We start from the raw sequence: 12,692 nt of genomic DNA on the forward strand, positions 1-12,692 counted from the left end.
CACGGTGCGGAAGCGCTGCCGCCACCCCGCCAGGGCCGCCACTCCCGATGACCGCCGATGACATCTCCGCCGCGGAAAGCCGCCTCCGCCGCCGCGCCAGACAGTACCTGGACGCCGGCCTGACGGACGCCGCGCAGATCACCCTGGAAACGCTGCTCGAGCGAGTGCCCGACGATGCCCCCGCCCGCATGGAACTGGCCAACCTGCTGCTCGGGCGCGGCCAGTTGCAGGCGTCGACCCGCCAGCTCCTGCAGATCGCCCGGCTTCCCGCCGGCAACGTTCCCCTGCTCGTGCAGACGATACGGCGGCTGTACTTCCATGGCGAAATCGTCGCCGCACGGAGCTGTCTCGACCGCCTCGAGCGGGCACCCGATCCACCGGCTCCGCTGCTGGCCGAGCAGGCGCAATTGCGCTGGATGCTGGGTGAGATACCCGCGGCGATGGCCCTGATGGAGTGCGCAAGCGCAGCGGGGGTCGAAACACCCGATGCCTGCTACCTGCACGCGATGCTGTCGCAGTTCACCGGGAACATCGCCCAGGCCCGCGGCATGCTTGAAACGTGCTTGCGGCGATGGCCGGATTTCGGCGACGCGGCGGTGGCGCTGGCGAACGTGCGCAGGCAAACGCCGGAAGCCAACGACCTCGGGTTGTTGCGCGAGCGGCTTCGGCGGATGCCGCAAGACAGCAATGCCGCGGGAATCCTGGCCAGCCGTGCCGGATTCGAGTCGGCGCTTTTCAAGGAGCTGGACGACCTCGGCTGCCCGGACGAGGCATGGCAGGCGCTGGCGCGCAGCAATGCCATCATGCACGCGCTGCACCCCTACGACGCGGCAGGCGAGACGGCCGTGACCGATGCGATCATCCACGCATCCGAGGCCCTCGCGGTGAAGCCCGCCAGGCCGGCCCCGCCCCCCGGCGACGCCATGCCGATCTTCATCGTCGGCCTGCCCCGATCCGGCACGACCCTGCTCGACCGCATGCTCTCCAGCCACTCGCAAGTGGTTTCGGCCGGCGAGATCAACGACTTCCGCCGACAGCTGCGCTGGATGACGGACGTTCCCCCGGGTGGCGTTCAAGGCATGCTGACCGCACAGCGGCGCAGCGTGGGCATCGACTTCGCGGAACTGGGCGCCCGCTACCTGCAGCAGACGCAATGGCGTGCGCAGGGGCGCCGGTTCTACATCGACAAGTTGCCGATCAACGTCCGCATGGTGCATCTCATAAGCCGCGCGCTGCCGCATGCGCCGATCCTGCACATGGTCCGCGAACCGATGGGCGTGTGCTTCTCCAACTTCAAGGCCATGCTCGGCCCCGCCTCCGCCTACAGCTACGACATGCAGACGCTGGCCCACTACCACGGACAGTACGTGCGACTGACCAATCACTGGCACACGCGCATGCCCGGGGCGATGCTCGACGTTCCCTACGCGTCACTGGTCAGCGAGCCGGCAGCGACCCTGCGCCGGGTGCTGGAGCACTGCGGACTGGCGGTCGAAGAGGGCTGCCTGCATCCCGAACGCAACATGGCCCCGGTGGCTACGCCAAGCAGCGCCCAGGTGCGCGAACCGATCCATCAGCGCACCCTCGGCGAGTGGCAGCGTTATGCAGGACCGCTGGAACCCTTGCGACTCGCGCTCGAGCGAGCGCCGCGTCAGATCCATGGCCTTGCGTGAGCCCGCCTTGTACGCAGGTGGCAGGCATGCCCGGCACCGCCGGCCCTGGCGGGTTTCCATGGGGCGCGGCAGCGTCGTCCAGGCTGCCGCCCGACAGGCCATGCCTTGCTGCATTGGTCGAGCCAAGACGTGCGCGATTACCCGCTCCCCATCCCCATCGTGGACATCCCGATGACAGCTGACCGTCTTCGCCGCCAGGCCCAGCAAGCCATGGATGCCGGGCAATGGGATGCGGCGCAGGCCGCACTCGAGTCGCTCGCGCAGCACGAGCCGCACGACGTGTCCATCCACATGGCACTGGCCGACGTGATTCTCCGTCGGGGCAGGATGCGTGCCGCAACCCGGCATCTGCTGCAGGCCATCCCGTTGCTGCCAAACGACGCCAGCCTGATCGCGCAACTGGCATGGCGTCTGTCCACGAACGGCGAGATCCAGGGTGCGCGCGCCTGTCTCGCGCACCTGGCACGCGCGCCAAACCCGCCGGCGGAAGTGCTCAGCGAGCAGGCCCACCTGCGCTGGGCACTCGGCGAGATCCCGGTGGCGCGGGCGCTGATGGATCGGGCCGTGGCCCTTGGCGTCGAGACGAGCAGCGAGTATTACCTGGATGCCATGCTGTACCAGTTCCTGGGCAGGCTTGCCGAAGCCGAGGCGGTGCTGCTGGCCTGTCTGCGACGCTGGCCGCGCTACGGCGATGCCGCGGTGATCCTGGCGAACCTGCGCCGGCAGACACCGGAAGCCAACCATCTGGAGCTTTTCCGGGAATCGCTCGGACGAATCTCCGCAGCAAGCACCGATGCGCGCGACAAGTTCGCCCGCGCCGAGTTCGAATCCGCGATCTTCAAGGTGCACGACGACTGCGGGCGCCACGACGAGGCGTGGTCGGCACTGGCACGCAGCAATGCCCTCATGCACGACATCAACCCCTACGATGCGCAGGCCGAAGCGGCACTGACCGACGCACTGGTCGGCATTCCGGAGTCCCTCGCGGCGGCAGTAACCGACGCCGCGGCGGAGTTTGCCGGCCCCATGCCGATCTTCATCGTCGGCATGCCCCGATCGGGATCGACCCTGCTGGACCAGATGCTGTCCAGTCATTCGCAGGTGATTTCCGCCGGGGAGATCCCGGACTTCCAGCACCAGCTTCACTGGATGGCCGATGTTGCGCCACGAAGCGCGCAAGGCATGCAGAAGGCCATCGAGCGCAGCGCGGGGATGGATTTTGCGGAACTCGGCGCGCGCTACCTGCAGCAGACCCAATGGCGTGCCCACGGGCATCGCTTCTACATCGACAAGTTGCCGATCAACGTGCGGATGCTGCCGTTCATACGCCGGGCGCTGCCCCGTGCGCCCATCCTGCACCTGGCGCGTGAGCCGATGGACGTGTGCTATTCCAACCTGAAGGTCATGTTCGGCAAGGCTTCGCCCTACTGCTACGACCAGCAGGCGCTCGCCCATTACTACGGCCAGTATGTACGCCTGACGAACCACTGGCGGGCCAGCATGCCCGGGGCCATGCTCGAGGTTTCCTATGCCGCCCTGGTGAACGAGCCCGAGGCGACCATGCGCCGCGTGCTGCACCATTGCGGGCTGGCGATGGAAGAAGCCTGCCTGCATCCCGAGCGCAACCCGGCCCCGGTGGCCACGCCAAGCAGCGTGCAGGTGCGCGAGCCGGTGCATTCCCGCAACCTGGGCCAGTGGCGCCGCTACGCCAAACAACTCGAACCGCTGCGGCTGGCCCTCGCCGAACAGGGGGTTGGCGTGGGTTGAGCGTGCTCGCGCATGGCGAGGCAATCATCGTTCCGGCACGCGCGAACGCTCCGGCCTCACTCTCCCACGCCGCCAACCCAGCGCCACCGCACGCGGTAGTCGTCATCCAGCGCCACCAGGTCGGCGCGGCAGCCCGCCGCAATGCGGCCATGGCTGGCGCCGAGCCCGAGGAAATCGGCCGCGTAGCTGCTGGCCATGCGCACGGCCTCGTCCAGCGGCAGGCCGAGCATTTCCACGCCGTTGCGCACGGCGCTGGCCATGTCCAGCGCGGAGCCGGCCAGCACGCCTTGCGCGGTCTGGCAGATGCCGTCTTTCACGATGATCGTTTCGCCATTCAGCACGTAGTCGGGACGATCCGCACCGACCGGCGGCATCGCGTCGGTGACCAGCAGCAGCTTGCCGCGCGGCTTGGCGGCGAGCGCCACGCGCAGGCTGGCCGGGTGCACGTGGTGGCCGTCGACGATGATGCCGCACCAGCTGTCGGCATCCTCCAGCGCGGCGCCGACCACGCCGGGCTCGCGGCTGCCGAACGGGGTCATCGCGTTGAACAGGTGGGTGAAGCCGCGCACGCCGGCCGCGAGCGCGGCACGGGTGGTGGCGTAGTCGGCTGCGGTATGTCCGGCGCAGACGATCACCCCGGCGTCAACCAGCGCACCGATGCTGGCCGTCGGCACCTGGTCCGGCGCCAGCGTGAGCAGACGCACGCCGCGGTGCGGTGCGCACAGCAGCGCCAACTCGTCGCGGTTCGGCGCGTGGAAATACTTTGCGTCGTGCACGCCCTTGCGCGCCGGCGCCAGGTAGGGGCCTTCCAGATGGATGCCGAGCACGCCCGGCACGCCTTCGGCCAGCGCCTGCTCCACCGCGGCCAGCGCTGCGCGCATCACCTCCACGCGGTCGCTGATCAGGGTCGGCAGGAAGCCGGTGGTGCCGAAGCGCCGATGCGCGGCGCCGATCCGACGCAATGTTTCCACCGTGGGCGCCTCGTTGAACAGCACGCCACCGCCGCCATTGACCTGCACGTCGATGAAGCCGGGCACCAGCATCGCGCCGCCAAGATCGTGCTGTTGCGCATCACGCACGCGCGGATCGGATGGCGGCAGCAGGTCGGCGATGCGCTCGCCCTCCAGCAGCACGACGAGGTCGTCGCGCCAGCCGTCGGGGGTGAGTACGCGGGCATTGGCAAGCGATTGGATCATGGCGAATACTCACAGGCCGACGTGTAGGCGCGCACCTTGTGCACGCTGCTTTTGTGCAACGTAACGAAGAGCACCGCGCACAGGGTGCGCTCCTGCATGGTCAGACCGTCTCGGTGACCTTGTTGAGATGCGGCGGCACGTCGGGGTTGAAGCCACGGCGCAGCGCCAGTGCGCTGGCGGCGCGGTAGAAACTCTGGATGACCAGCAGCGGCGTGCACAGCGCCGGCAGGCCGCCGGCCACCGCCAGCGTGCCGGCACCGTGCACGCCGGGCGCGGCCACGAACACCTGCGCGCCGCGGCCGCGGAACTCGCGCGCCACCGCCAGCGTGCTGTCCAGCGTGTCGTCGTCCTGGGCGAAGCACAGCACCGGGAAGTCGGGGCCGACCAGCGCCATCGGGCCGTGCCTCACCTCGGCCGCGCTGAACGCCTCGGCGTGCAGGCCGCAGGTTTCCTTGAACTTCAGCGCCGCCTCCAGCGCGATGCCGAGGCCGTAGCCGCGACCGACCACGAACAGGTTGTGCGCAGCGGCCAGGCCGTCGACCAGCGCCGACCAGTCGGCGTCCCAGCCGGCGCGCAGCGCATCCGGCAAGGCGCGCAGTGCGGCGCCCAGTTCCCCGTCGCCGCGCCAGCGCGCACACAGGTGCAGCACCGCGGCCAGCGCGGCAAGATAGCTCTTGGTCGCCGCCACGCTGCGCTCCGGCCCGGCGTGCAGCGGGATCACCGTGTCGGCCAGCGCCGCCAGCGGCGAATCCTCCACGTTCACCAGCGCCACCACGCGCGCGCCGGCGAGCTTCGCCGCCTGCGCATTGCGCAGCAGGTCGGGGCTCTTGCCCGACTGCGAGATCGCGATGAACAGCGCGCCCTGCCACTGCTGCTCGGCCGCGTAAACCGAGGTCACCGACGGCGACGCCGACGCGGTGACGATGCCGAGCTGGGTCTCGAACACGTACTTCGCATACGCCGCGGCATGGTCGGAGCTGCCGCGTGCACAGGTGACGATGAAACGCGGCGGCTGCGCACGCAGCGACTGCGCCAGCGCGCCGACCACCGCCTCGTTGGCGGCGAACTGGCGCGCGACTACATCGGCCGACTCGTGCGCCTCCTGGTACATCAGGGTGTCGCGGGCGTCCATGGCGTTCCTTCAATCGGTCTGCAGTTCGGCGACGAAGTCGTAGATGTCGCCGCGGTACCAGGAGCAGGTGAACTCGACCACGCGGCCGTCGTCGAGGAAGCTGCGCCGCTCGATGTTCAGCCCGGCACTGCCCACGCTGACGTGCAGCAGCCGCGCCTGCTGCGCGTTCAGCGACACCGCACGCAGCCGCTGCAGCGCGCGACGCGGGCGGGCGTTGAGTTTTTCCAGTGCCTCGTACAGCGAATCGCGCACCAGGTGCGGGTCCGGCAACACGCTGGCCGGCACCACGCTGCGCTCGATCGCCAGCGGCTCGTCCTGGCCGTAGCGCACGCGGTGCAGGCGCACCACCAGCGAGCCGGGCGACAGGTTCAGCGCCATCGATTCTTCCGGCGTCACCTCGCCGATGCCGCGCTCGAAGAACTCCGAACGCGGCGACAGCCCGCGCTCGCGCAGATCCTCGGTGAAGCTGGTCAGCCGCGACATCGGCTTGACGATGCGCTCGGCGATGAAGGTGCCGGCGCCGTGGCGCTGGGTCAGCAGGCCCTCCTCGACCAGGCCGGCGATCGCCTTGCGCACGGTCACCCGCGACAGCTTCAACGTCTGCGACAGGTCGCGCTCGCTGGGCAGCGCCTGGCCCGGCTCGATGTCGCGGTGCCCGATGATGTTGCGGATCGCCTGGCGCAGCCGCAGGTAGGCCAGCGGCTGGTGCGTGGCCGGGTCGTGGCAGATCCGGCGGTATTCATGGGCGAGGGCGGCTTCCATGTCGCGAACGATACCAATAGCGAACCACTGGCTGCAAGCCCGTATCACGCCCACCCTCATCGCATGAATTCGTATGCAGACCCGTGGTCGATCTGGTATTTCACTGGTACCATCGACGGAAATCCGGGCGATCGCGCCGCCAGGCCTTCCGCCCGCCATCCGGCATCGAGTCGAGGTGACCCGCGTGACTGCTTCCCCCCAATCGGTCGAACCGTTCGACCTGGTGATCTTCGGCGGCACCGGCGACCTCGCCGTACGCAAGCTGCTGCCGGCCTTGTTCCACCGCTTCCTCGACGGCCAGATCCCGGCCAGCAGCCGCATCGTTGGCATCGCCCGCGAAGCGCTGGACGACGCCGGCTACCGCGCGCAGCTGCGCGAGGCGCTGATCGGGGTGTGCGCGGCGGCGCAGCTCGACGTGTTCCTGCAGCAGGTGTTCTACCGTCCGCTGGACGCGCGCAAGGACGAGGGCTGGAACGACTTCACCGCGTTCATCGGCGCCCAGCCCGAGCACGTGCGCGTGTTCTACCTGTCCACCTCGCCGGAACTGTTCGTCGACATCTGCACCCGGCTGGGCCAGCACGGGCTCAACCAGGGCGCCTCGCGCGTGGTGCTGGAAAAACCGATCGGTCGCGACCTGGCCAGCGCGAACCAGATCAACGACGCGGTCGGCAAGGTGTTCAGCGAATCGCAGACCTTCCGCATCGACCACTACCTCGGCAAGGAGACCGTGCAGAACCTCCTGGTGCTGCGCTTCGGCAACGCGCTGTTCGAGCCGCTGTGGAACGCCGGGCACATCGACCACGTGCAGATCACCGTGGCCGAAACCCTCGGCGTCGGCCATCGCGGCGCCTACTACGACCGTGCCGGCGCGCTGCGCGACATGGTGCAGAACCACATGCTGCAGCTGCTGTGCATGGTGGCGATGGAGCCGCCGTCCTCGCTGGCGCCCGACGCGGTGCGCGACGAGAAGCTGAAGGTGCTGCATTCGCTGAAAGCCATCGACGACAGCAACGCCGCCCAGCTCACCGTGCGCGGCCAGTACCGCGCCGGCGTGGCCGAGGGCGCTGGCGTGCCGGGCTACCCGGAGGAACTGGGCAACAGCAAGTCGAACACCGAGACCTTCGTCGCCCTGAAGGCGGAGATCGCCAACTGGCGCTGGGCCGGCGTGCCGTTCTACCTGCGCACCGGCAAGCGGCTGCCGAGCCGGGTGTCGGAGATCGCGGTGACCTTCAAGCCGGTGCCGCATTCGATCTTCAACCCCGACGCCGGCACCTTGTCGCAGAACCGGCTGGTGCTGCGGCTGCAGCCGGACGAGGGGGTGAAGCTGTGGCTGACCATCAAGCATCCCGGCCCCGGCGGCCTGCGCCTGCGCCACGTGCCGCTGGACATGAGCTTCGCCCAGGCGTTCGGCGTGCAGCAGCCCGACGCGTACGAGCGCCTGCTGCTGGACGTGGTGCGCGGCAACCCCACCTTGTTCATGCGCCGCGACGAAGTGGAGGCGGCGTGGCGCTGGGCCGGCCCGATCCTCGCCGCCTGGGCCGACAGCGGCGAGCCGCCGCGGCCGTACGCCGCCGGCAGCTGGGGCCCGAGCGCCGCGGTGGCGCTGATCGAGCGCGACGGCCGCACCTGGAACGAAGACAGTGAATGATCCGGTTCACCTGCCGCTGCACCGGCCCGCGGCAGACTGGCAGTCCCTTCCCCACGCTACGCCCGGCCACGCCCGCGTGCCCGTCGCGACCGCCGCCATGACTACTCACCTGAACGTCACCACGCACAGTTTCACCGATTGCCGCGCGCAGGCCACGGCGCTGGCCGAGCGCGTCGCCGAACGCCTGCGCCGCGGGCTGGCCGAACGCGGCCACGCCGTGCTGGCGGTTTCCGGCGGCAGCACGCCGAAGGATTTCTTCGAGCGCCTGTCGCATGAGCAGCTCGACTGGGCCCGGGTGCAGGTGACCCTGGTCGACGAACGCTGGGTCGCGGACACCGACGAGCGTTCGAACGCGCGGCTGGTGAAATCGCGGCTGCTGCTGCATGCCGCCGCCGCGGCGCGCTTCGTGCCGCTGTACACCGGCGACGCCAGCCCCGAGGCTGGCCTGGCTGCCGCCAACGCGCGCATCGAGGCGTTGCCGTTGCCGTTCGACGCGGTGGTGCTGGGCATGGGCGAGGACGGCCACACCGCCTCGTTCTTCCCCGGCGGCGACCACCTGGCCGAGGCGCTGGACCTGGACGGCACGGCGCGCGTGCTGCCGATGCACGCGCCCGGCGCCGGCGAGCCGCGCATCACGCTGACCCTGCCGACCCTGCTGCAAACGCGCGCGTTGTACCTGCTGGTGGCCGGCGAGAAGAAGCGCGACCTGCTCGCCGACGCGCGGCTCGGCCTCGGCGCCGCACGGGACTACCCGGTGCGCGCGGTACTGGCCCAGCCGCGCGTGCCGGTGGCGGTGTACTGGTGTCCGTGACCACCACCAACGGCATCGCCCGCAGGAGCACGCCCTGTGCGCGAACGGCAGGCGATGCCCGCCCGGGGAACCGCCAACCAGAGCATCGCGCACGACCGCAGGAAGTCCCTTGCGGACAGCGTGCGCTCCTACAGACAAGGTAAGAAATCATGACCACGCTGCACCCCGTCGTCGCCGAAGTCACCGAACGCCTGCGCCAGCGCAGCCGCGACACGCGCGCGGCCTACCTCCGGCGGATCGACGCGGTCGACCGCAGCGGGCCGCAGCGCGAGCACCTGTCCTGCGGCAACCTGGCGCACGGCTTCGCCGCCTGCGGCAGCGAGGACAAGGCGGCGCTGCGCAGCGGCCGGCGCGCCAACCTGGCCATCGTCACCGCCTACAACGACATGCTGTCGGCGCACCAGCCGTACGAGCGCTATCCCGCGCTGATCCGCCAGGTCGCGCGCGACGCCGGCTTCACTGCGCAGGTCGCCGGCGGCGTGCCGGCGATGTGCGACGGCATCACCCAGGGTCGCCCCGGCATGCAGCTGTCGCTGTTCTCGCGCGACGTGGTGGCGCTGGCCACCGCGGTGGCGCTGTCGCACGACATGTTCGACGGCGCGCTGTTCCTCGGCATCTGCGACAAGATCGTGCCGGGCCTCTTGATCGGCGCGCTGAGCTTCGGCCACCTGGCGGGCGCGTTCGTGCCGTCGGGGCCGATGCCCAGCGGCATCCCGAACGAGCAGAAGTCGAAGGTGCGCCAGGCGTTCGCCGACGGCAAGGCGAGCAAGGCCGAGCTGCTGGAAGCGGAGGCGGCCTCGTACCACGCACCCGGCACCTGCACCTTCTACGGCACCGCCAACTCCAACCAGATGCTGATGGAGATCATGGGCCTGCACCTGCCCGGCGCCAGCTTCACCGCGCCGGACACCCCGCTGCGCGACGCGCTCACCGCCGAGGTGGTGCGCCGCGTCGCCGCCCACAGCGCGCTGGGCGACGCGTCCCTGCCGCTCGGCCACATCATCGACGAGCGCGCGATCATCAACGGCGTGATCGGCCTGCACGCCACCGGCGGCTCCACCAACCACCTGCTGCACCTGGTCGCGATCGCGCACGCGGCCGGCATCCAGTTGCGCTGGGACGACTTCGACGCACTGTCCGGCGTGATCCCGCTGCTGGCGCGCGTGTACCCGAACGGCTACGCCGACGTGAACCAGTTCCACGACGCCGGCGGCATGGCCTTCCTGATCGACCAGTTGCTCGGCGCCGGCCTGCTGCACGCCGACGTGCAGACCATCTTCGGCACCGGCCTGGACGGCTATGCGCAGGTGCCGGCGCTCGACGCGGGCGGTGCGCTGCACTGGCAGCCGGTGGCGAAGCAGAGCGGCAACCGCGGCGTGCTGCGCGGCGTGGACGAACCGTTCCGCCCCGACGGCGGCCTGCGCATGCTCGACGGCAATCTCGGCCGCGCGGTGATCAAGGTCTCCTCGGTGCCGGACGACCGCCTGCTGATCGAGGCGCCGGCGATCGTGTTCGACGATCAGGACGAGGTCGCCGGCGCGTTCAAGCGCGGCCAGCTCAACCGCGACTTCGTGGCGGTGGTGCGCTTCCAGGGCCCGCGCGCGAACGGCATGCCCGAACTGCACAAGCTCACCCCCACGCTGGCGCTGCTGCAGGACCGCGGCCACCGCATCGCCCTGCTCACCGACGGCCGCATGTCCGGCGCCTCCGGCCGCGTGCCGGCGGCGATCCACGTGACCCCGGAAGCGGTGGCCGGCGGCAACCTCGCCAAGATCCGCGACGGCGACATGATCCGCCTGGACGCGGCGAATGGACGTCTGGACGTCCTGCTGGAGGCGCATGAGCTGGATGCCCGCCTGCCGCACGTCGCCGACCTGTCCGGCGAGCACAGCGGCATGGGCCGCGAACTGTTCGGCTTGTTCCGCCAGGCCGCCGCCAACGCCGACCTCGGCGCCGGCGTGCTGTAGCCTTGCTCCTTCCCCTGCCTTGCAGGGGAGGGTTGGGGTGGGGTTCGCTCTTGATCTTCACTTCCACGCCAGCCTGAGCAACCCCCTCCCAACCTCCCCCTGCGCTGCAGGGGGAGGGGCCAAACCCCAGGAGCCAGACGTGAGTTCGATCGAACACAAGCAGCAGCAAGTCGGAACCCTCATGCGGCTGGCGCCGGTGATTCCGGTGGTGATCATCGACGACGCGAAGGCCGCGGTGCCGATGGCGCGCGCGCTGGTCGCCGGCGGCATTCCGACCATCGAGGTCACCCTGCGCACGCCGGCGGCACTGGAGGCGATCCGCGCGATCGCCGCCGAGGTGGAAGGCGCCGTGGTCGGCTGCGGCACCGCGCTGAGCGCGCGCGACCTGCAGGCGGCGCGGCAGGCCGGCGCCCGCTTCGCCGTCTCGCCCGGCACCTCGCCGCGCCTGCTCGACGCCGCCGACGACAGCGAACTGCCGCTGCTGCCCGGCGTGGCCACCGCCAGCGAGGCGATGGCCCTGCTCGAACGCGGCTATCGCCACCTGAAGTTCTTCCCCGCCGTGCCGGCCGGCGGCCACAAGCTGCTCGGCGCCTGGGCCAGCCCGCTGCCGCAGATCCGCTTCTGCCCCACCGGCGGCATCGGCCTGAGCAGCGCGCCGGATTTCCTCGCCCTGCCGAACGTGCTGTGCGTGGGCGGCTCCTGGCTCACTCCCGCCGACCGGCTCGCCGCCGGCGACTGGGCCGGCATCGAGCGACTGGCGCGCGAGGCAGCCGGCTTGCGCCGGGCGGACTGACGCGGCCTGCGCCGCCCGGCCACGCGATACCGGGTAAGGTTCCCGCTTGCACGCACTCGTCGCCATCGGCGCGAGCCCTCACCGGCAAGGACGGAAGCACGTGAATATCGGACCGCTGGCACTCTCGTCGGCGCTGCTGGCACTGCTGTTCGGCGTCGTCGCCGCACTCGCCGTGGCCGGCTTCCTGGCCCGACGCGGTTACGCCGACGCCGGCAATGCGTTGTATCTGGCACTCGGCGTCGGTCTGCTGACCGCGCGCATCGCCTACGTCGTCGGCTGGTGGCCGCAGTACGTGCAGCAGCCGCTGAGCATGCTGAACATCCGCGACCAGGGCTTCGACCCGATCGCCGGCGCGCTTGGGCTGCTGGCGGCAGCGACGCTGATCGGCTGGCGCCGGCCGCCGCTGCGCCGGCCGCTGGCCGCCGGCGTGGCGGTCGGCATCGCGGCCTGGGCCTTCGCCGGACTGCTCGCGTACAAGCTGACCGCGGCCAGCCATCCCGGTTTGCCGGCCCTGGCGCTGCGCGACCTGGACGGCCGCGAGGTATCACTGCAAACGCTGCGCGGCCAGCCCAGCGTGATCAACCTGTGGGCCACCTGGTGCGGCCCGTGCCGGCGCGAGATGCCGGTGCTGGCCGAGGCGCAGCGGACGATGCCGCAGATCCGCTTCGTGTTCGCTGACCAGGGCGAATCGGCAGCCGCGGTGAAGCAGTTCATGCAGGTGCAGCGCCTCGCGCTGGACGACGTGCTGATCGACGGCAATCTGGACCTGTCGAACCACTACAACGCCCGCGGCTACCCGACCACCTTGTTCCTCGACGCCGACGGCCGCCTGCGCGACATGCACATCGGCGAACTGTCGCGCGCCACGCTGGCCGAGCGGCTGCAGCGGATCACCCCGCCCGCCGCCGCACCACGCTGATCACATCGCCATGGGCGGCGGCGC

The 12,692-nt window shown here is 70.4% G+C and carries 10 protein-coding genes; 7 read left to right on the forward strand and 3 right to left on the reverse strand.

Annotated elements, in window-relative coordinates:
* Positions 1 to 47: 47 nt before the first annotated feature.
* Both RHOOR92_RS0104320 and RHOOR92_RS0104325 read left to right on the forward strand, forming a co-directional pair.
* Complete coding sequence (locus RHOOR92_RS0104320; protein ID WP_027489696.1) at positions 48 to 1,673, forward strand: sulfotransferase; 1,626 nt, start codon at positions 48 to 50, stop codon at positions 1,671 to 1,673.
* A gap of 171 nt (positions 1,674 to 1,844) precedes the next feature.
* Positions 1,845 to 3,440, forward strand: a complete 1,596-nt coding sequence (locus RHOOR92_RS0104325) for a sulfotransferase family protein (protein ID WP_037114906.1) — start codon at positions 1,845 to 1,847, stop codon at positions 3,438 to 3,440.
* A 56-nt stretch (positions 3,441 to 3,496) separates the two neighbouring features.
* Here the strand turns inward: RHOOR92_RS0104325 and nagA are convergent, their stop codons facing one another.
* The 3 genes from nagA to RHOOR92_RS0104340 all read right to left on the reverse strand — a co-directional run bounded on the left by nagA (position 3,497) and on the right by RHOOR92_RS0104340 (position 6,530).
* Positions 3,497 to 4,636: an N-acetylglucosamine-6-phosphate deacetylase gene (gene nagA, locus RHOOR92_RS0104330; RefSeq protein WP_027489698.1), complete on the reverse strand. Its 1,140-nt coding sequence runs from the start codon at positions 4,634 to 4,636 to the stop codon at positions 3,497 to 3,499.
* A gap of 100 nt (positions 4,637 to 4,736) precedes the next feature.
* Entirely contained in the window at positions 4,737 to 5,768 is a 1,032-nt protein-coding gene (locus RHOOR92_RS0104335; protein ID WP_015446447.1) for an SIS domain-containing protein, read from the reverse strand.
* A 9-nt stretch (positions 5,769 to 5,777) separates the two neighbouring features.
* Complete coding sequence (locus tag RHOOR92_RS0104340; protein ID WP_007510286.1) at positions 5,778 to 6,530, reverse strand: GntR family transcriptional regulator; 753 nt, start codon at positions 6,528 to 6,530, stop codon at positions 5,778 to 5,780.
* Between the two features lie 184 nt (positions 6,531 to 6,714).
* On the opposite strand from RHOOR92_RS0104340, the gene zwf reads away from it, so the two are divergent.
* The 5 genes from zwf to RHOOR92_RS0104365 all read left to right on the forward strand — a co-directional run bounded on the left by zwf (position 6,715) and on the right by RHOOR92_RS0104365 (position 12,668).
* Entirely contained in the window at positions 6,715 to 8,178 is a 1,464-nt protein-coding gene (gene zwf, locus RHOOR92_RS0104345) for a glucose-6-phosphate dehydrogenase (protein ID WP_015446446.1), read from the forward strand.
* A gap of 97 nt (positions 8,179 to 8,275) precedes the next feature.
* Entirely contained in the window at positions 8,276 to 8,989 is a 714-nt protein-coding gene (pgl, locus tag RHOOR92_RS0104350; RefSeq protein ID WP_007510281.1) for a 6-phosphogluconolactonase, read from the forward strand.
* A 149-nt stretch (positions 8,990 to 9,138) separates the two neighbouring features.
* Positions 9,139 to 10,956, forward strand: coding sequence for a phosphogluconate dehydratase (gene edd, locus RHOOR92_RS0104355; RefSeq protein ID WP_027489699.1), 1,818 nt, complete (start codon positions 9,139 to 9,141; stop codon positions 10,954 to 10,956).
* 139 nt (positions 10,957 to 11,095) lie between these two features.
* Positions 11,096 to 11,749, forward strand: coding sequence for a bifunctional 4-hydroxy-2-oxoglutarate aldolase/2-dehydro-3-deoxy-phosphogluconate aldolase (locus RHOOR92_RS0104360; RefSeq protein WP_027489700.1), 654 nt, complete (start codon positions 11,096 to 11,098; stop codon positions 11,747 to 11,749).
* A 100-nt stretch (positions 11,750 to 11,849) separates the two neighbouring features.
* On the forward strand, positions 11,850 to 12,668 hold the full coding sequence (locus tag RHOOR92_RS0104365) for a TlpA disulfide reductase family protein (RefSeq protein ID WP_027489701.1): 819 nt from the start codon (positions 11,850 to 11,852) through the stop codon (positions 12,666 to 12,668).
* The last annotated feature ends 24 nt before the right edge of the window (positions 12,669 to 12,692 follow it).

Source organism: Rhodanobacter sp. OR92 (assembly GCF_000427545.1).
Taxonomy (GTDB): domain Bacteria; phylum Pseudomonadota; class Gammaproteobacteria; order Xanthomonadales; family Rhodanobacteraceae; genus Rhodanobacter; species Rhodanobacter denitrificans.